This window comes from Streptomyces sp. NPDC034037, from assembly GCF_055575715.1.
In genome coordinates, this window is sequence record NZ_JBVISC010000007.1 from 49,274 (window position 1) to 68,434 (window position 19,161).

15 protein-coding genes are annotated in these 19,161 nt (G+C 73.7%); 11 read left to right on the forward strand and 4 right to left on the reverse strand.

Translation table 11 applies throughout. The features are described from left to right. Positions 1–12: 12 nt before the first annotated feature. Both ACZ516_RS24200 and ACZ516_RS24205 read left to right on the forward strand, forming a co-directional pair. Positions 13–1,071 carry a helix-turn-helix transcriptional regulator gene (locus ACZ516_RS24200; RefSeq protein WP_469011634.1) on the forward strand — a complete coding sequence of 353 codons (1,059 nt, stop codon included), beginning with the start codon at positions 13–15 and terminating at the stop codon, positions 1,069–1,071. A 306-nt stretch (positions 1,072–1,377) separates the two neighbouring features. Further along, positions 1,378–1,593, forward strand: a complete 216-nt coding sequence (locus ACZ516_RS24205; protein WP_358586885.1) for an I78 family peptidase inhibitor — start codon at positions 1,378–1,380, stop codon at positions 1,591–1,593. 85 nt (positions 1,594–1,678) lie between these two features. On the opposite strand, the gene ACZ516_RS24210 is transcribed toward ACZ516_RS24205, so the two are convergent. Both ACZ516_RS24210 and ACZ516_RS24215 read right to left on the reverse strand, forming a co-directional pair. After that, on the reverse strand, positions 1,679–2,707 hold the full coding sequence (locus tag ACZ516_RS24210; protein WP_361079160.1) for a phosphatase PAP2 family protein: 1,029 nt from the start codon (positions 2,705–2,707) through the stop codon (positions 1,679–1,681). Between the two features lie 248 nt (positions 2,708–2,955). Then, positions 2,956–4,104 carry a glycosyltransferase family 39 protein gene (locus ACZ516_RS24215; RefSeq protein WP_361079158.1) on the reverse strand — a complete coding sequence of 383 codons (1,149 nt, stop codon included), beginning with the start codon at positions 4,102–4,104 and terminating at the stop codon, positions 2,956–2,958. Between the two features lie 229 nt (positions 4,105–4,333). On the opposite strand from ACZ516_RS24215, the gene ACZ516_RS24220 reads away from it, so the two are divergent. Together ACZ516_RS24220 and ACZ516_RS24225 are read left to right on the forward strand one after the other, a co-directional pair. Beyond that, positions 4,334–5,959, forward strand: coding sequence for an MFS transporter (locus tag ACZ516_RS24220; protein WP_469011635.1), 1,626 nt, complete (start codon positions 4,334–4,336; stop codon positions 5,957–5,959). 523 nt (positions 5,960–6,482) lie between these two features. Beyond that, positions 6,483–7,679, forward strand: coding sequence for an acyl-CoA dehydrogenase family protein (locus ACZ516_RS24225; RefSeq protein WP_469011636.1), 1,197 nt, complete (start codon positions 6,483–6,485; stop codon positions 7,677–7,679). A 30-nt stretch (positions 7,680–7,709) separates the two neighbouring features. On the opposite strand, the gene ACZ516_RS24230 is transcribed toward ACZ516_RS24225, so the two are convergent. Beyond that, complete coding sequence (locus tag ACZ516_RS24230) at positions 7,710–8,159, reverse strand: cell division protein SepF (RefSeq protein ID WP_469011637.1); 450 nt, start codon at positions 8,157–8,159, stop codon at positions 7,710–7,712. Between the two features lie 288 nt (positions 8,160–8,447). Here ACZ516_RS24230 and ACZ516_RS24235 point away from each other — a divergent pair, with 288 nt between their 5' ends. From ACZ516_RS24235 to ACZ516_RS24265, 7 genes are all read left to right on the forward strand, one after another. Further along, positions 8,448–9,791, forward strand: coding sequence for a DUF5685 family protein (locus ACZ516_RS24235; RefSeq protein ID WP_469011638.1), 1,344 nt, complete (start codon positions 8,448–8,450; stop codon positions 9,789–9,791). Positions 9,792–10,223: 432 nt separating this feature from the next. Further along, positions 10,224–12,065 carry an FAD/NAD(P)-binding protein gene (locus ACZ516_RS24240; RefSeq protein ID WP_469011639.1) on the forward strand — a complete coding sequence of 614 codons (1,842 nt, stop codon included), beginning with the start codon at positions 10,224–10,226 and terminating at the stop codon, positions 12,063–12,065. 81 nt (positions 12,066–12,146) lie between these two features. Next, complete coding sequence (locus ACZ516_RS24245; RefSeq protein WP_469011640.1) at positions 12,147–13,235, forward strand: LLM class flavin-dependent oxidoreductase; 1,089 nt, start codon at positions 12,147–12,149, stop codon at positions 13,233–13,235. Next, a complete protein-coding gene (locus ACZ516_RS24250) occupies positions 13,232–14,524 on the forward strand; it encodes an NtaA/DmoA family FMN-dependent monooxygenase (protein WP_469011641.1) in 1,293 nt (430 codons plus the stop codon). The genes ACZ516_RS24245 and ACZ516_RS24250 overlap by 4 nt, the downstream gene beginning before the upstream one ends. 5 nt (positions 14,525–14,529) lie before the next feature. Further along, the gene (locus ACZ516_RS24255) at positions 14,530–15,351 is read left to right on the forward strand and encodes a DUF1684 domain-containing protein (RefSeq protein ID WP_469011642.1); all 822 of its coding nucleotides are present in this window, start codon (positions 14,530–14,532) and stop codon (positions 15,349–15,351) included. Between the two features lie 246 nt (positions 15,352–15,597). Continuing rightward, positions 15,598–16,500 (forward strand): S1 family peptidase, encoded by a 903-nt coding sequence (locus ACZ516_RS24260; protein WP_361079135.1) that lies wholly within the window; start codon positions 15,598–15,600, stop codon positions 16,498–16,500. A gap of 362 nt (positions 16,501–16,862) precedes the next feature. Continuing rightward, positions 16,863–17,945, forward strand: coding sequence for a S1 family peptidase (locus tag ACZ516_RS24265; RefSeq protein WP_469011643.1), 1,083 nt, complete (start codon positions 16,863–16,865; stop codon positions 17,943–17,945). 54 nt (positions 17,946–17,999) lie between these two features. On the opposite strand, the gene ACZ516_RS24270 is transcribed toward ACZ516_RS24265, so the two are convergent. Continuing rightward, positions 18,000–19,040, reverse strand: a complete 1,041-nt coding sequence (locus ACZ516_RS24270; RefSeq protein WP_358700584.1) for an ABC-2 transporter permease — start codon at positions 19,038–19,040, stop codon at positions 18,000–18,002. Positions 19,041–19,161 lie beyond the last annotated feature (121 nt).

The following is a 19,161-nucleotide window of genomic DNA, read 5'->3' on the forward strand; positions in this document are numbered from 1 at the left end:
ACAATCGCGTCCATGTTGGAGACCTCGGCACGACTGCTCCGCCTGCTCTCCCTGCTGCAGGCCCACCGCGAATGGTCCGGCGCCGACCTCGCCGACCGGCTCGGCGTCACCGCGCGCACGGTCCGCCGGGACGTCGACCGGCTGCGCGAGCTGGGCTACCCCGTGCACGCCAGCCCCGGCACCGGGGGCGGCTACCAGCTCGGCGCGGGCGCCGAGCTGCCGCCGCTGCTCCTGGACGACGACGAGGCGGTCGCGGTCGCCGTCGGCCTGCGCACCGCCGCCGGGCAGGGCATCGAGGGCATCGGCGAGACCTCGGTCAGGGCGCTCACCAAGCTGGAACAGGTGCTGCCGAGCAGGCTGCGCCGCAGGGTGGGCGCCCTGAACGCCTTCACCGTGCCGATGCTGCGCGCTCCGCGGGCCCAGGGCGTGGACGCCGCCGTCCTGACCGAGCTGGCGGGGGTCTGCCGGGACGCGGAGCGGCTGCGCTTCGACTACCGCGACCACACGGGCGCCTCGAGCCGCCGCACCGTCGAGCCGCACCGCCTGGTGTGCACCGAGAGCCGCTGGTACCTCGTGGCGTGGGACTTGGAGCGCGCGGACTGGCGCACGTTCCGCGTGGACCGCCTCACGCCGAGACCGCCGCACGGGCCGCGCTGCGCACCGCGCACCCCGCCGGCCGACGACCTGGCCGCGTACGTCGCCAAGGGCGTCTCCACGCGCGCGTACGCCGCGCGGGCCGTGGTGCGCCTCCTCGTGCCGCTGGAGGAGGCCGCCCGGCGGATCTCACCGGCCGACGGCACCCTGGAGGCCGAGGCCGAGCGGAGCTGCCTGCTGCGCACGGGGGCGGCGAGCCTGGACGTGATGGTCTTCCACGTGATGTTCATGGGGCTGGAGTTCGAGGTCGTGGAACCCGCCGAACTCACCGAGCGGATCAGGAACTTCACGGGCCTCCTGAGCCGGGCCCTGGACCGGGGCGCCCGGTCCGCGGACCCTCGGGAGGCCGGCCCGGGGTCGAGGCCGGGAGCGCCGCGTACCGGGGACGGCACATCGGGCGCCGTGCCGGAATCATGAATTCCCTATGCGCCGTCAGCGCCCTGGCGCGGGCCCGGACTCCGAAATGCGGAGAGTTCGTCAAGAGCGCCCGGCGCTATTCGGGACGTGCTATTCAAGGCGGCGGCACGGAGTCCTTCACGGCGTCGGGAAGAGGTCCGCGAATTACCCCGACAGAGGGACGGAACCCCCCATACGTGTGACGGAGTTCGGCCGAAACACGCGTCGTGATCCTGTGACGAAAGCGTGACCGGAGAGGGATCAGTGACGCATGGTGTGCGGCCCCGGCCTTCCCCGGCGCCCCCCTGCCCGCCTAACGTGGCGGCCATGGCACCCATCCCCACCCCACCCGCAGAGCCCGAGGACAGCCCGGAGAGTTACGTGGGCCTGGCGGCCGAAGCCGCCGAGCGGCAGGCGCGCGAGCGCGGCTGGTCCACCGTCAGGACGCTGCCCCCGGGGGCGTTCACCACCATGGAGTACCTCACGGGCCGCCTCAACTTCGAGGTCGAGCAAGGCGTCGTCAAGCGGTCCTGGAAGGGCTGACGACGAAGGCCCCGGTTCCTCGACGGAACCGGGGCCTTCGCGGCGCGGGGGGCGGCTCGTGCGTACCGGGCCCCGCCGCCGGTGGTCAGCCGCCCGCCACCGGACGGGCGGACGTGGCGCCGCGCGGCACCCGGTCGGAGTGCGGCGGACGGCGGCTGCCGGCCGGGGTGACCGGCGTGCGCTCGGAGCGGGCCGTGTGCGGGCCCGGCGCGAGGTAGGCGGGCGGGCGCGCGGTGCGCGCGGCGCCGACCGGCTCACGCGCCGGCGCGGGCTCCTCCACGGCCAGGCGCTGCGGCACCATCGCGGGGGTCCCGACGGGGGTGTCGGCGGGCTCCGGCAGGGCCACGGCACCGGCGCGGCGGGTGCGCCAGGCCTCGCGGACCTGGAAGATCACGGCCTCCACCCGGGCGATCAGCGTCTCGAACCAGGGCAGCGCGAGCAGGATGAGCAGGCCCGCCGCCCAACCGAGGAAGACATCGCTCAGCCAGTGCGTACCGAGGTAGACGGTGGTGAGGCCGACGCTCAGGGAGACCACGGCCGACAGGGCCGACAGATAGCGCCGGGTGCGGGGCGTGGAGGCCAGATAGGCCAGGATTCCCCAGGTCACCACGGCGTTGGCGGTGTGACCGGAGGGGAATATATCCCCGCCGAGCCACATCTCGTTGGAGCCGATCGCGGTGGCGTAGTGCGGACCGAGGCGGCCCATGCCCAGCTTGGCGGCGCCCACGGTCACGTTGAGCAGGAGCAGGGCGGCACCGAACATCAGCAGCGGCCGCAGCGTGTGCTGGCGCCAGGAGCGCCAGCCGAGCCAGGCCGCGACCATGACGGCGGTCGGGCCGCGCTGGCCGAGGACGACCCAGTAGTCGAGGAAGGCGTGGATCTCCGGCCACTGCTGGTAGGGCCGGAAGAACATGACCTGCCAGTCGAAGCGCACCAGCCACGAGGTGGTCAGCACGGCGACGACGATGGCCAGGTAGAACGCCAGGGTCGCGCTGAAGAGCACGACCCGGTGCCGGCTCATCCTCGGGACATCGAGGTGGGCCGGTCGTTCCGGCTCACGGTCCAGCCGGGCGAAGACCCGGTCAAGACGGGTGAGGTTTCGTTCGGTACGCACCCAATCGACGTTACAGCGAGTGAGTCTGGCACTAGGCCGATTCAGTGGCTTTGTGATGACGATGTGATGTGGGATTGATCTCAGGCCGAGGTTTATTCCGGGGAAATCCCTATTGGGCTGTCGCCGCCTTACGTAATTCGTTGATCGTTTTCGATGGCGTTTTATGGCGCTTATGAATTCGTTCACCGGGAGCTGGCGTGGAATTTTCCGTCCGCTCACCACAGGCCCCGAAAACGATCATGACGGGATCACGGCGGCCCCGAGCCGTGCAGCCAGAACGCCCCGTACACCGCGCTCAGCACCGCGACCGAGGCGAGGATCAGCGCCGACCTGGAGGTGCGCAGCCGGGCCAGCGCCACCGCGACCGGCAGCAGCAGCGGGAAGGCGGGCAGCAGAAGGCGCGGCTTCGAGCCGAAGTAGCCCGCCGCGCACAGCGCGAGCGCCACGACGATCCCGCCGTAGACGAGCAGCGGAAGCGGCTGCCCCCGGCGGACGCCGAGGACGTACAGCCAGATCACCAGCGCCACTCCGACGAGGAGCCCGACACCCGCGAGGGCGCCGGGCACGGAGGTGAACTTCTCCCCGATGAAACGCGCGAAGGCGTAACCGAAGTCGAAACCGTTGCCCCAGCCGGCCTGCACGTCGAGATAGCCGAAGAGGCCGCCGCCGGTGCGCCGGCCCACCCACAGCACATAGCCGGCGGCGCCCAGCGGGGCGAGGAGCACGCCGAGGATTACGCGCGCCTCGACGCGCCGCTCGCGGCGGACGCGCGCGGCCGCCGCCACCCAGAGCGCGGCGACCACGGCCGCGCCCACCGGCCGGGTCAGCCCGGCGAAGGAGGCGAGCACGCCCGCCCACAGCCACCGCTCCGTGAGCACCGCGTACAGCGACCAGGCGGCCAGCGCCGTGAACAAGGACTCGCTGTACGCCATCGACTGCACGACACCGACCGGGAGCACCGCCCACAGCGCGACCGCGCAGACCCCGGCCCGGCGCCCGTACACGTGCTCGGCGACCGCGAAGATCCCCGCGGCGGCGAAGAGTGAGGCGGTCCAGCTCACCGCCAGGCCGGCGTCGGCGTACGACAGAGGACCGACCGCCGAGACGAGCCGCTCCAGCCAGGGCAGGAGCGGGAAGAAGGCGAGGTTCGAGTGGACGCTGCCGTCCGGGAGCGTGACCTGCCAGCCGTAGCCGTGCTCGGCGACCCGGGTGTACCAGAGCGAGTCCCAGCGCGCCGACAGCAGCGTGTGCGGGCTCCTGCCCGCGACCGCCCCCCACACCGCGAGCACCGCGAGACCCAGCGCGCGCACCCCCGCGTACACCAGGAGCGCGGGCGCGGCGCGGCGCAGCACGGGGCCCGCCGGGGACGGCGGAAGACGTTGATCAAGAGCGGTCACGGGCTCGATTATCGGCCGTCGCGGGAACCGCGCGCCCACCCGGTGCGTGGTCCCGGGCGGCAAGGGTGGCGCACGCCACACGGCATCCGCACAACCATGAGAGGTCCGCCACGCGCCCCCGGCGTGAACTCGCGTACTCTGACGGCTCACTCGCCCTGTCCGCGCCGCCGGAGCCGCCAGTCCCCATCCCGCAGGCCGCCGACGCGAGCGATCACTGGGAGGTACGCACATGTCCGGGACGACCACGGCCGCAGCACCGCAGGGCCGTCGGGGATCCGGGGCCGGTGCCGGGGCCAATCGCTGGCTCGTGCTCGTCGTCCTCTGCGTCAGCCTGCTGCTGGTCGCCGTCGACGCCACCGTCCTGCACGTCGCCGTGCCCGCCGTCACCGAGGACCTGACCCCCGGCGCCATCGAACTGCTGTGGATCGTCGACATCTATCCACTGGTCTGCGCCTCGCTCCTCATCCTCTTCGGCACCCTGGGCGACCGCGTCGGCCGCAGACGCGTCCTCCTCCTCGGCTACGCCCTCTTCGGCGTCGCCTCCGCGGTCGCGGCCCTCGCCGACAGCGCGCAGGTCCTGATCGCCGCCCGGGCGCTGCTCGGCGTCGGCGGCGCGATGATCATGCCGGCGACGCTGTCGATCCTGCGCCAGGTCTTCCCCGACCGGCGCGAGCGGGCGCTCGCCATCGGCGTCTGGAGCGCGGTGGCCGCCGTCGGCGCGGCCGTCGGGCCGCTGCTCGGCGGGTTCCTCCTGGAACACTTCTGGTGGGGCTCGGTCTTCCTCATCAACATCCCGCTGATGCTGGTCAGCCTGCCGATCGGGCGTCTGCTGCTGCCCGAGTCGACCGGCGAGCGCGACGGGCCGTGGGACGTGGTCGGGGCGCTGATGGCCGCGGGCGGGCTCTTCGGGCTGGTGCTCGGCGTGAAGCGGCTCGGCGGCGGCCAGTCGCCGCTCGGCGCCACCACCCTCATCGCCCTCGCCGTGGGCGCCGCGCTGCTCGTCGGCTTCGTGCGCAGGCAGCGGCGGCGTACGAAGCCACTGGTCGATCTGTCGATGTTCGCGCGTCCCGCGTTCAGCACGTCGGTCGGCTGCATCGTGCTCGCCATGCTCGCCCTCGTCGGCCTGGAACTGATCGCCGCGCAGTATCTGCAGCTGGTGCTCGGCCTGTCCCCGCTGGAGACCGGGCTGCGCCTGCTGCCGCTCACCGTCGCCGCGATGGCCGCCGGCCTCGGCGGATCGAAGCTGCTGCACCGCTTCGGGCCGCGCCGCATGGTCTGCGCCGGTTTCTGCCTGACCGCGGCCGCCGTGGTGGTGCTCACCGGCATGGGCGGCCACGCCGACGACGGCCTGCTGCTCTCCGGCTTCGTCCTGCTCGGCTTCGGCCTGGAGACCACGCTCTTCGGCGCGTACGAATCGATGCTGAACGAGGCCCCGCAGTCCGAGGCCGGCGGGGCCGCGGCGATCGGCGAGACCTCCTACCAGCTGGGCGCGGGCATGGGGATCGCCCTGCTCGGCACGGTCATGAACGCGGCGTACGCGCCGGGACTGTCCTCGGTGCGGGGCGTGCCGGCGGCGGATGGCGCGGCGGCGAGCCACTCGCTGGGCGAGGCGTACGAGGTCGCCGCGCGGCTCGGCGGGCCGGCGGGGGACGCCCTGCGGGCCGCCGCGCGCGACTCCTTCGTGCACGGACTGCATGTGACGCTGCTGGTCAGCGCGGGGCTGCTGCTGCTCGGGGCGCTCGCGGCGCTGAGGCTGCCGCGGGACATGGAGTGCGGGGCGCCCGCGGCGCGGGCCGAGCGGCCCATTCCGGCGCCCCGGGACCCGGCGGGGGTCGGGGCGGGCTCCCGGCGTTGAGGTGCGGGGCCTTCGGCCGGTGGGGTTCGACGGGTCTGGGTGTGCGGGGATTCCGGTGCGCGGGGGTCCGGCGGGGGTCGGGGTCGGCTCCTGGCGTTGAGGTGCGGGGGCTTCGGCCGGTGGGGTTTCGACGGGTCTGGGTGTGCGGGGATTCCGGCGCCCGGGGTCCGGCGGGGGTCGGGGCGGACGCCCGGCGCTGAGGTGCGGGGGCTTCGGCCGGTGGGGTTCGACGGGTCTGGGTGTGCGGGGATTCCGGCGCCCGGGGTCCGGCGGGGGGTCGGGGCGGGCTCCCGGCGTTGAGGTGCGGGGGCTTCGGCCGGTGGGGTTCGACGGGTCTGGGTGTGCGGGGATTCCGGTGCGCGGGGGTCCGGCGCGGGGCGGGGTGGGCTCCCGGCGTTGAGGCGTGCCGCCTTCGGCCGGTGGTCGCGGTCCGGCGGGTCTGGACGTGCGGGAGAGTGCGTCGTAACGTCGGCGCCAGCCGGAGTTGACTACCACTGCTAGTTTTGTGCCGCCGGAGGCCCGCATGTCCGCAAGCGCCCGCACCCCTCTGCCGCCCTTCGACCCCAGCGACCCCCTCGGCATCGACGACCTCCTCGACCCCGAGGACCTCGCGGTCCGGGACACCGTCCGCTCCTGGGCGGCCGACCGGGTCCTGCCGCACATCGCCGAGTGGTACGAGCAGGGCGAGCTGCCCGGCATCCGCGAGCTGGCGCGCGAGCTCGGCTCCCTCGGGGCGCTCGGCATGTCGCTGGAGGGCTACGGCTGCGCGGGCGCGAGCGCCGTCCAGTACGGGCTCGCCTGCCTGGAGCTGGAGGCCGCGGACTCCGGCATCCGCTCACTGGTCTCCGTGCAGGGCTCCCTCGCCATGTACGCCCTCCACCGCTTCGGCTCCGAGGAGCAGAAGCGGCGCTGGCTGCCCGGCATGGCCGCGGGCGAGATCATCGGCTGCTTCGGCCTGACCGAGCCCGACCACGGCTCCGACCCGGCCTCGATGCGGACGTACGCGAAGCGGGACGGCACCGACTGGCTGCTCAGCGGCCGCAAGATGTGGATCACGAACGGTTCCGTGGCGGGCGTCGCCGTGGTCTGGGCGCAGACCGAGGAGGGGATCAGGGGCTTCGTCGTGCCGACCGACACGGCCGGCTTCTCGGCACCCGAGATCAAGCACAAGTGGTCGCTGCGCGCGAGCGTCACCAGTGAGCTGGTGATGGACGAGGTGCGGCTGCCCGCCGACGCGGTCCTGCCGGAGGTCGTCGGCCTCAAGGGCCCGCTGAGCTGTCTGTCCCACGCCCGCTACGGCATCGTCTGGGGTGCGATGGGCGCCGCCCGCTCGTCGTTCGAGGCGGCGGTGGAGTACGCGCGGACCCGCGAGCAGTTCGGCCGGCCCATCGGCGGCTTCCAGCTCACCCAGGCCAAGCTCGCCGACATGGCGGTCGAACTGCACAAGGGGATCCTGCTCGCCCACCACCTCGGACGGCGCCTGGACGCGGGCAGGCTCCGTCCCGAGCAGGTCAGTTTCGGAAAGCTCAACAACGTACGGGAGGCGATCGAGATCTGCCGCACGTCCAGGACGATCCTGGGCGCCAACGGGATCTCGCTGGAGTACCCGGTCATGCGGCACGCGACGAACCTCGAATCGGTGCTCACCTACGAGGGCACCGTCGAGATGCATCAGCTGGTGCTGGGCAAGGCGCTCACCGGTCTCGACGCCTTCCGGTGACCCCGGCAGGGGCCGGTGAGCGGCCTTGCCCTAGCTCTGGTTGAAGAAGCCGTCCGAGGGACGGACCGCGGCCTCGCCGCTGACGATGTGCGTGTCGGCCGGGGTGAGCAGGAAGACCCGCGTCGCCACGCGCTCGATCGAACCGCGCAGGCCGAAGGTGAGACCGGCCGCGAAATCGACCACGCGCTTGGCGTCGGTGGGCTCCATGGCCGTGAGGTTCATGATGACCGGAACACCGTCCCGGAAGAGCTCGCCGATGGCGCGCGCGTCCCGGAAGCTGTCCGGGGTCACGGTGCCGATCCGGCGCCCGTCGTCCTCGGCCGTCTCGGGCGCCACCCGCCCCCGCGGGTCGGTGACCCATGCCTCCGGCTGTGCCGGCCCCTCGTCCCTGTCGTCCTCATAACCGTCGTCGTAGTATCGCTCGTCGTTGTTGTCGTCGACGAGGCCAAGCCAAGCGCTCGCCTTGCGCACCGATCCCATGGACGCCTCCTCTCACAGCGGTTTCCCTGCATCCGCGTCCCTATGCTCGTCCATGATGCGGATAGTGCGCCAAGTGGATAGTCGCCGCGCGGGCTTTTCGTGACGGTACTGGTGCAGAGTCAACACGCCGACGCACGTGGTGGTTCAAGGGGCCCCTTGCGTACGGATGCTGACGGAGAGTGAAATGTGATGATTCACGGCGTATGGGTGACGGCGGGTACGGACGGGTGAACGGCCCTCGCTACGATGCCGGGGTTCATCAGCTTCGGGCCGCTCGGGGGAGTCGCCGTGTTCGGAATCGTCAGGCCCTGCAGTCATCGTCTCGGCGAGAAACTCGCCACCCAGTGGACGGCGCACCTGTGCGGGCTCTGCCTCGCGCTGCGCGGTGACCACGGGCAGTTCGCCCGCCTCGTCACCAACTACGACGGGCTCATCATCTCGGTGCTGACGGAGGCTCAGGCCGAGCGCACCGCGGCCGGCCGGCGCACGGCGGGGCCCTGCCCGCTGCGCGGGATGCGGACCGCCTCCGTCGCGCGGGGCGAGGGCGCCCGGCTGGCGGCCGCCGTCTCGCTGGTGCTCGCCTCGGCCAAGGTCCGCGACCATGTCGTCGACGGCGACGGTCTGCTGGCGCGCCGGCCGGTGGCGCTCGCCGCCCGGCGCGTGGCCAGGAGTTGGGACAAGGCGGGCGCGCGGACCGGCTCCGCGGTGGGCTTCGACACCGCCGTCCTGGTGGACGCCGTCGAACGGCAGGCGGGCGTCGAGGCCTTGGCGGGCCCCGGCACCTCCCTGCTCGCGGTCACCGAACCGACCGAGACCGCGACCGCGGCGGCCTTCGCGCACACCGCGGTGCTCGCGGGCCGGCCGGGCAACGTCGAGCCCCTCGCCGAGGCGGGCCGGCTCTTCGGTCGGCTCGCGCACCTGCTCGACGCGGTGGAGGACCGGGAGGCTGACGCCGCGTCGGGTGCCTGGAACCCCCTCGCCGCGACCGGCACGTCCCTCACCGAGGCGCGCCGCCTCGCCGACGACGCGCTGCACGGCATACGCCTGGCGCTGCGGGAGGTGCGCTTCACCGACGGCGGACTCGCGCATGTGCTGCTCGCCCACGAGTTGCGCCGGTCGGTGGACCGTGCGTTCGGCGCCGCGTCCTGCGGACACGCCCACGAGGTGACGAATCATCAGGGCGGGGCGTCCGGAGCCCCGGGCGGGGCGTTCGGGGCGCCGGGCGGGGCGTTCGGGGCGCCGGGCGGGGCGTTCGGCGGGGCCCCGCACCAGCCTCCGCCGCAGCAGGGCGGGCCGTACGGGGGGCCGTACGGCGGACCCTACGGGGGCCCTCAGGGGGGTGGCGGCAATCCATACGGGGGTGGCGGCGGCCCGTACGGGGGCGGGGGTCCGGGCGGGCCGGGCGGCTTCGGGGGCGGGCCCGCGTTCGAGCCGCAGCCGCCGAAGCCGGGCAGGCGCGGCTTCTGGGCGGGGTGCGCCGTCGCCATCGGACTGTGCTGCACCTGCAAGATGTGCTGCGCCGAGGAGTACGAGGGCCCCTGGTCCCGCAAGAAGCGGGAGGGCTGCTGCCAGAACTGCGACTGCGACTGCGGTTGCTGCGAGTGCTGTCAGTGCTGCGACTGCGGCCTGTGAGCAGCGGCCCGAAGCAGACGTACGAGGGGAGGGGGGACCGCCGCTCGCGCCCGGGAGGGGTGAGCGGCGGGACATGCGGGGCGCGCGTGTGAAGGCGGCGGTGCGAGGCCGACGGCGCGCGGGGCGCGGCGTCGGGGGAGGGCGCAGCGGGCCGAAGGCTCGGCTCAGGAGAGCGTCAACAAGACGCGGACCACACGCGACCGAAGTCGATGTGGGAGCGCGTGACCAGCCACTGCTGCGAATGCATGGGGCTAAGTGGAACAGGCATCCGTTTCCCCGTCAACTGCCGCGAGACGCACCGCTCATATCCTGGACAGCCTTGACAGGGCACGCGAAAGGCCCCGTAATCTCGACGGCGGACCGTGCTGAGGGGCTCGGTCCGTGTGAAGGCACCACCCGTGTTCGATCTCCCGCATCCACGGAGCCTTCCGCATGCCTCGCGACCCCCTCACCCCTTCCGGTCCTCCGCCGCCCTCCGGTGCTCTCCCGTCCTGCGGTGCCGTCACCTCTGCGGCCGCTCCCGCTCCCGCCCGTGCCTCGCTGGTGATCGTCGGCGCCGGGCCGCGCGGCACCGGCGTCCTGGAGCGCCTCGCGGCCAACGCACCCGAGCTGTACGGCGGTCCCGGCCTTGACCTGCACCTCGTGGACCCGCATCCGCCCGGCGGGGGCCGCGTCTGGCGGCAGGACCAGTCGCCGCTCCTGTGGATGAACTCACGGGCCGATGACGTCACGATGTTCACCGACGACACGGTGGAGATCGCCGGACCGGTCCTGCCGGGACCCGCGCTGGACGAGTGGGCCGGCCGTGCGGGGCACGCCTTCGTCGGCCGCCGCGAGCAGGGCGGCTATCTGCGCTGGGTGTACGAGAAGGCCGTCGCCGCCCTGCCGCCCGGCACCGCCGTCCACCACCACCGGCGCAGGGCGCTACGGGTCACCGGGCCGTCCGACGGGCGCCAGGAGGTGTGGCTGGAGGGCGTCGCCGAGCCGCTCGCCGCCGACGCGGTCGTCCTCGCCCAGGGTCACCTGGACGCCGAACCGGACGACGAGCAGCGGGAGTTGGTCCAGTACGCGGCGCGGAACGGACTCGTGTACCTGCCGCCCCAGTTCACCGCCGACAGCGATCTGTCGCCGCTCGCCCCGGGTGAGCCCGTCATCGTGCGCGGCCTCGGTCTCGCCTTCGTGGACCTGATGGTGCTCCTCACCGAGGGCCGGGGCGGCCGGCACGAAGGGGAGCGGTACCTGCCCTCGGGGCGTGAGCCCGTGCTGTACGTCGGCTCCCGGCGCGGCGTCCCCTACCACTCCAAGATCGGCTACGACTGGACGGGGGAACCGCCGCCGCTGCCCCGCTACTTGGGCCCCGCCGAGATCGACGCACTCCTCGCCGGGCCGCGGCCGCCCGACTTCCGCCGTGACGTGTGGCCGCTCATCGGCAAAGAACTCGGCTTCGCCCACTACCACCGCCTCTTCACCGCCCACCCCGAGCGCACCGCCGTCGCCTGGACGGACTTCGACGAGAAGTACGGGGCCTGCCCGCCCGGCAGCCCGGAGCTGGCCGCCCTCGTCGCCTCCGCCGTGCCCGACCCCGCCGACCGGCTCGACCTCGCCGCCCTCGACCGGCCGCTCGCCGGGGTGCGCCCCACCTCGTACGAGGAACTCCAGGAGGGCGTGCGCGCTCACATCGCCGCCGACCTGGCGCGCCGGCACGATCCGGGGCACAGCCCCGACCTCGCCGTCTTCCTCGCACTTCTGTCCGCCTACGGACAACTGGTGCGCCTCGGTGACGTGGGGACGTGGTGGCACGGCTTCTTCAGCTTCCTCGCGTCCGGGCCGCCCGGGCCGCGGCTGCGGCACCTGCTCGCCCTCTCGCGCGCCGGTGTCGTGCGCTTCCTCGGCGCCGACGTCCGGGTGAGCGCCGAGGACGGCGTGTTCCGCGCCCGCAGCCCCACCCTGTCCGGCCAGGTCACCGAGGCCCGCGCCCTCGTCGAGGCCCGCCTGCCCCGCCCCACGCTCGCCCGCACCCGGGACCCGCTGCTGCGCGCCCTGCACGCCGAAGGGGCCGCCTCGACCCCGGCGGGGCTGCTCGCGGTGGACCCCGCCGACGGGCGCGTCCTGGACCGCGCGGGCGCCGCGCACCCCCGCCGCTTCGCGCTCGGCCCGCACACCGACGCGCGCGGCGCCGGCGCCTTCACCCGGCCACGCACCAACAGCCCCTCCTTCCGGCAGAACGACGCCACCGCGCGTGCCGTCCTCGACGTCCTGGGAGCCGCGCGGTGACCACGCGGCCCCGCCTTCCCCGCCGAACTTCCCCTTTGACCCTCCCCTTATGACTCGCCCCAGCGAAAGGCCCCCCACCCGATGACCCCATCCCCTGGTGCCCCCTGCCGCGGCGCCCTCCACCTCGCCGCCGCCATCGACCTGCCGGGCGTCCACGAAGCCTCCCCCTACGCCGAGTTGGCGCTGCTGGCCGAGCGCGGCGCCCTGGACTTCGTGACGCTCGGCGACTCCTTCGCGCGGCCCGGCCCGGACGCGCTCGCCGTGGCCGCCCGGATCGCGCCCGCCACCGGCCGCGTCGGGCTCGTGCCGACCGTCACGACCACGCACACCGAGCCGTTCCACGTGCAGGCCGCCGTGGCCACCCTCGACTGGGTCAGCCGGGGGCGGGCCGGCTGGCTCCTCGGCGTGTCGGAGACCGAGGCCGAGGCGCGGCTCTTCGGGCGGCGCCGCGCCGCGCCCCGCGAGGAGCTGTGGTGCGAGGCCGGCGAGGTCGCCGAGGCCGCCGCGCTGCTCTGGGACAGCTGGGAGGACGACGCGGAGATACGGGACGCGGCGAGCGGCCGCTTCATCGACCGGGACAAACTGCACCACGTCGACTTCACGGGCCGCACCTTCTCGGTGCGGGGCCCCTCCATCGTGCCGCGGCCGCCCCAGGGCCACCCCGTACGGGTCGTCGACGCCACCGTGCCGGCCGCCCGCGAGATCGCCGCCCGGCACGCGGACGTCGCCCTGGTGCGGGCCGCCTCCGCCCGTCGGGCCGACGCCGCGCGGGCCGAACTGCGGGCGCTGGCCGCCCGGTCCGGCCGCGACCCCGACACGCTGCGGGTGCTCGCCGCCCTCGTCGTCGACCTCGGCGGGGGCGAGTGCGCCGCCGAACCGGGCCACGGGGGAGGGCCGCTGCCCACCGCCGAGGGGCCGGTGTACCGGGGCGGGCCCGTCGACCTGGCCGAGCTGATCGCCGACTGGCACCGCGCGGGCGCCGTCGACGGCTTCCACCTGACGCCGGTGGAGCCGCGCCGTGACCTGGAGCGGCTCGTCAACGGAACCGTCGCCCTGCTCCAGCACCGCGGCCTGTTCCGCACCTTCTACCCGGGCAGCACCCTCCGGGAGCACCTGGGGCTCCCCCGGCCCGCCAACCGCCACGCCGTGCCCGCGGGGGAGCGGTCATGAGCAGGCCGGTCCATCTCGCCGCCCACTTCCCCGGCGTCAACAGCACCACCGTCTGGTCCGACCCGGCGTCCGGCTCCCACATCGACTTCTCGTCCTTCGAGCGGCTGGCCCGCACCGCCGAGCGCGGCCTGTTCGACTTCTTCTTCCTCGCCGAAGGGCTGCGCCCGCGCGAGCACAAGGGCCGCATCCACGACCTGGACGTCGTCGGAAGACCCGAGTCGCTCACCGTCCTGGCCGCCCTCGCCGCCGTCACCGAGCGGCTCGGCCTCGCCGCCACCGTCAACGCGACCTTCAACGAACCCTTCGAACTGGCCCGCCGGTTCGCCGCCCTGGACCACCTCAGCGCGGGCCGCGCCGCCTGGAACATCGTCACCACCTCGGACGCCTTCACCGGCGCGAACTTCCGGCGCGGCGGCTACCTGGACCGGGCGGACCGCTACACCCGGGCCGCGGAGTTCCTCGCGACGGCCAGGCAGCTGTGGGACTCCTGGACGCCCGAGGGCAGGCCGCGTCCCTTCGCGCACCACGGGGAGCACTTCGATGTGGAGGGCGAGTTCACCGCACCGCGCTCCCCGCAGGGGCACCCCGTCGTCATCCAGGCGGGGGACTCGCCCGAGGGCAGGGAGTTCGCCGCCTCGGCCGCCGACGTGGTCTTCACCCGGCACGGCACCCCGGAGGCCGGACGCGCCTTCTACGCCGATGTGAAGGGGCGCCTCGCGGCGTACGGACGGTCCCCCGACGACCTGAAGATCATGCCCGGCGTCACCTTCGTCCTCGGGGACACCGCGGCCGAGGCCCAGGAGAAGGCCGCCGGGATCCGTCGCCGGCAGGTCTCCCCGCAGAACGCGATCCTCGCCCTCGAACAGGTCTGGGGCGTGGACCTCTCCTCGTACGACCCGGACGGGCCGCTGCCGGCCTTCGACCCGGACCCCGCGTCCGAGCTGGCCCAGGGCCGGGTGCGGATCGCCGACCCGCTCGCGGTGGCCCGCAAGTGGCGGGCCCTGTCCGAGGCCAAGGGGCTGTCCATCCGGCAGACCGTCATCGAGACCACCGCCCGCCAGTCGTTCATCGGCACCGCCCGCTCGGTCGCGCGGGAGATGGCGGAGTTCGTGCGCGTCGGCGCCGCCGACGGCTTCATCCTCGTCCCGCACCTCACGCCCGGCGGCCTCGACGACTTCGTCGACCAGGTGGTGCCCCTGCTCCAGGAACGCGGCGCGCACCGCACGGAATACCGGGGCGCGACGCTGCGCTCCCACCTCGGGCTGCGCGAGCCCGTATGGAAGGGTTGACCCTCATGACCACCGAGCACCCCGAGCACGCCCCGAGCGCCCCGGACCCCGACGCCGCGGAGGACTGGCGGCGCTGGCACGAACAGCGCGCCGAAACGGTCGCGGCCCCCTACGGGCCGCTCTCGCTCACCGGCACGCACTGGCTCACGGACCATCCGGACGGTTCAATTCTGGACATCCCCGGGCGGTGGACCGGGACGACCGACGCGGTCGTCCTGAGCGCCGGGGCCGGGGACGGTCTGACCGTCGACGGCCGCCCCCTGACCGGCGAGGTCCGGCTGGGTGCGGACAGCGGCCCGGCCACCGCCCGCGTCGCCCACGGCGAACGCCGACTCGTCGTCATCCGGCGCGAGGGCCTGTGGGCGGTGCGCGTCTTCGACCCGCACGCCGCCACGCGCCGCGCCTTCCAGGGCATCGACGCCACCGCCCACGACGCGCGCTGGGCCGTGCCGGGGCGCTTCACGCCGTACGGGGAGAACCGCACCGTCAAGGTCGGCAACGCGGACGGCAAGGAGCGGGGCCTCGGCCTCGACGGGGAGCTGGCCTTCCGGCTCGGGGAGGCCGAGCACACGCTCCAGGTGAGCGTCGAGGCGGACGGCTCGCTCTGGGCCGTCTTCGCGGACGCCACCAGCGGCACGTCCAGCTACCGCTTCCGGTTCCTGCGGCCCGCCGCGCCCGACGCGAAGGGGCGCACCACGGTCGACTTCAACCGGGCGCTGCTGCCGCCGTGCGCCTTCGCCGACCACTTCGTCTGCCCCTTCCCGCCGCCGGGCAACACCCTGGCGACGGAGATCGCGGCGGGGGAGCGGAACGTCCTGGAGCGCTGAACCCCGGCTCCGGGAAGAGGGCTGGGCCGGCTCCGGGAAACCCCGGACCGGCCCTTGGGGGCGGCGGTCCGGCGGCCGGTCGGACGGCTGAAAGGCGCCCTTGTGCGGCTGGTCCTCGCCCCTCAATACTCCCGAGCAGCGCTTGTCAGGAGCACGGCGTATGCGGAACCCGGGTCTGCTCCATGGCTGCGCCTCACGGGTCCTCAACCCACAAGGACCCACTGACTTCCCTCGGGAGGGAACAACGTGAGGATCAAGCGCACCATCCCCCACACCGGCCTGGTGAGACGTACCCGCCTGCTCGCGACGGCCACCGCTCTGCTCGCCGTCGGCGCGCTCTCCGTACCCGCGGCGAGTGCGCAGGACGGCATGGCCACCTTCAGCGCCTCGCAGCTCGAACAGGCCAGCGACGCGGTGCTCGGCGCCGACGTCGCGGGCACCGCCTGGGGCATCGACCCCAAGACCAAGCAGGTCGTGGTCACCGCCGACAGCACGGTGTCCAAGGCGGAGATCGCCAAGCTCAAGGCGGCCGCCGGGTCCAACGCCGGCGCCCTGAAGATCGAGCGCACCCCGGGCAAGTTCCAGAAGTACATCTCCGGTGGCGACGCCATCTACGCCGACAGCTGGCGCTGTTCGCTCGGCTTCAACGTCCGCAACGGCACCACCTACTACTTCCTGACCGCGGGGCACTGCACCGACGGCGCGGGCACGTGGTGGGCCGACTCGGCGAAGACCACCGTGCTCGGCACCACGTACGGCTCCAGCTTCCCGACCAACGACTACGGGATCGTGCGCTACACCAACACCTCGATCACCAAGTCCGGCACCGTGGGCAGTCAGGACATCACGACCGCCGCCGATCCCACGGTCGGCCAGACCGTCACCCGCCGCGGTTCCACCACCGGTACGCACAGCGGCCGGGTCACCGCGCTGAACCAGACCGTGAACTACGGCGGCGGCGACATCGTCTACGGCCTGATCAAGACCACGGTCTGCGCCGAGCCCGGTGACAGCGGCGGCCCGCTGTACGCCGGCTCCACGGCGCTCGGTCTGACCTCCGGTGGCAGCGGCAACTGCTCGTCCGGCGGCACGACCTTCTTCCAGCCGGTCACCGAGGCGCTGCGCGCGTACAACGTGAGCGTGTACTGAGCACCAGCGGCCACGGCACCGGTCGTACCGGCAGCACGACGAGCCCCCACCCGGCCACCGGGTGGGGGCTCGTCCCTGTCGCGGACGCGGGGGGGCAAACGGGGGCGGCGTGCCTGATGGGGTCATACGGGAGCGGAAGGGCGCACTGCCGCTTTCGCGTGCGCGTCCTGAAGTGGACCTTGTGTGCGACCGCGCGACGTCGGGACAGTGGACGAGGCGATGGGCATGGACGCGGTCATCACCGCGTGACAACGCCGCTGTTCGGGCATGCCTCCATCTGTGCCGCGTACGCCTCACGATCCGTCAGGCCCCCACGCCGACCGGGTCGTTCTCTCCCCCCCCCACACAGAAGGTCGTGAGCCTTGAACCACCGACGCACACCCAAGCGGCGGACCGCCGTGGCAGGCGCGGGCATCGCCGCGCTGATCGCCGCGGGAGCCACCTTCCAGAGTGCGAACGCGAGCGAGAGGCCGCCCGAGCCGGCACCGCACGTCCTCTCGGCGGCGCAGGCCGGAAAGCTCGCCTCGGCCCTGAGCAAGGACCTGGGCCCGGCCGCGGCCGGCACGTACTACGACGCCGCGTCCCGCACGCTCGTCGTGAACGTGCTGGACGAGCGCGCGGCGGACGCCGTCGAAGCGGCGGGCGGCAGGGCCAGAGTCGTCGGGAACTCCCTGGCTGAACTGGCGGGCGCCCGCGCCGTGCTCGACCGCGAGGCGGCCGTCCCCGGCACCTCGTGGGCGATGGACCCGGCCGCCAACAAGGTCGTGCTCACGGCGGACCGCACGGTCAGGGGCGCCACGCTCGACAAGGTCGCCTCGGTCGTGAAGGGCCTCGGCGGCAAGGCCGAACTCCGGCGCGGCAAGGGCGAGTACAAGGTGTTCATCGCCGGCGGCGACGCGATCTGGGGCGGTAGCTCGCGCTGCTCGCTCGGCTTCAACGTCGTCAAGGGCGGTGAGCCCTACTTCCTGACGGCGGGCCACTGCGGCAACGCGGTCAAGAGCTGGTCCGCCACCGAGGGCGACCAGGAGATCGCCGCCACGCAGGAGTCGAGCTTCCCGGGCGACGACCACGCCCTCGTGAAGTACACGGCCGACATCCCGCACCCGAGCGAGGTGAACCTCTACGACGGCGGCGCCCAGGCGATCACCAGGGCGGGCGAGGCCACCGTCGGGCAGCAGGTGCGGCGCAGCGGCAGCACCACGCAGGTCCACGACGGCGAGGTCACCGCCTTGAACGCCACGGTGAACTACCAGGAGGGCCGGGTCGACGGCCTGATCCGGACGACGGTGTGCGCCGAGCCCGGCGACAGCGGCGGCCCCCTCTTCACCGGGGACATCGCGCTGGGTCTCACCTCGGGCGGCAGCGGCGACTGCTCCTCGGGAGGCGAGACCTTCTTCCAGCCGGTGCTGGAGGCGCTGAGCGCCTACGGCGCGGAGATCGGCTGAGTCCGCCGGACGCCATGAGCCCCGCCCCCGCCCGCGAGCGACGGGGGGCGGGGCTCACGTCCTGCCGTAGTGCGTGCCGCTGAGGTCGATCGAGCCGTTGACCGGCCGCCCGCGCCGGGCCGACAGGGCGAGGGTGACGACGACGCCGACGAGTGCCCAGGCGGCCAGGATCAGGAGCGGCCCGGTGATCGCGTTCCCCTCGAAGTAGGCGATGGAGCGCGCCACCCAGGTGCCCGCGCCCGGCGGCAGCCAGGGCCCGATCGCCTTCCAGAAGGGCGGCAGCATCGGCAGCGGGAAGGCGCCGCCCGCGCTCGGGTTGCCCCCGATGACGATGATGAGGACGGCCAGGCCGATGCCCATGATGCCGGTGAGCGCCTGGAGGGCGAGCGTGATCGCGCCGACCCCGAAGACGACCAGGGCGCCCAGGCCCCACAGGCCCATGATGCTGCCGGGCAGGGCCCCGAGGATCGGCCCGATGATGACCGCGCCGCCGAGGCCGCCGATGATCGAGTAGAGCGCCATGGTGGCGAGCCTGATGGTCGCGCGCGGCACGTTGGCGGCGCGGGAGCCCGCGCTGATCGCGAGGATCGACGCGCACAGATAGCCGCCGACGCACCAGCCGACGATCAGGTAGAAGGACGAGAGGCCGTTGAAGTCCTGGTCCGACGCGGCGGCCACGTCCACGGTCTTCACCGTGCGCTTCTCGGCCGCGTCCACCTCCGTGAGGAGGGAGGTCAGGGTCCTGGAGAGCGCCGTGCCACCGCCGGAGGCGACCAGGAGGGTGTCGGTCGTGCCGCGCGGGTCCACGAGCAGGGCGCCGTCGATGTCGCGGCGCGCGATCTGGTGGCGGGCCTCGGCCTCGTCCGCGAGGACGCGGGGGTCCAGCGGTTCGCCGGGCAGCTTCTCCAGCCGGTCGGCGGTCTGCTGGGCCGCCTCCTTGGGGGCGACCACCCCGAAGGCCACGTCCTTGGGCCTCGGGTCGTGCAGCGCGCCCACGTAGGAGGCGATGAACAGCAGCTGCAGGGCGAGTACGCCGAGGACGAGCAGGGCTGCTCGCGGCGTGACGGCGCTCTTCATTTCGTCGGCGAACCTCATGCCCCCACGCTCCAGGGCACCGGTCGTCCGCGCAGGTGGGAGGGGCCGGACGGGTGACGCGGCGGTGCCGTGGGGTGGGCCCCGCCCGCGTGTCGTACAAGCGTTCGAAACTTGGTCTATG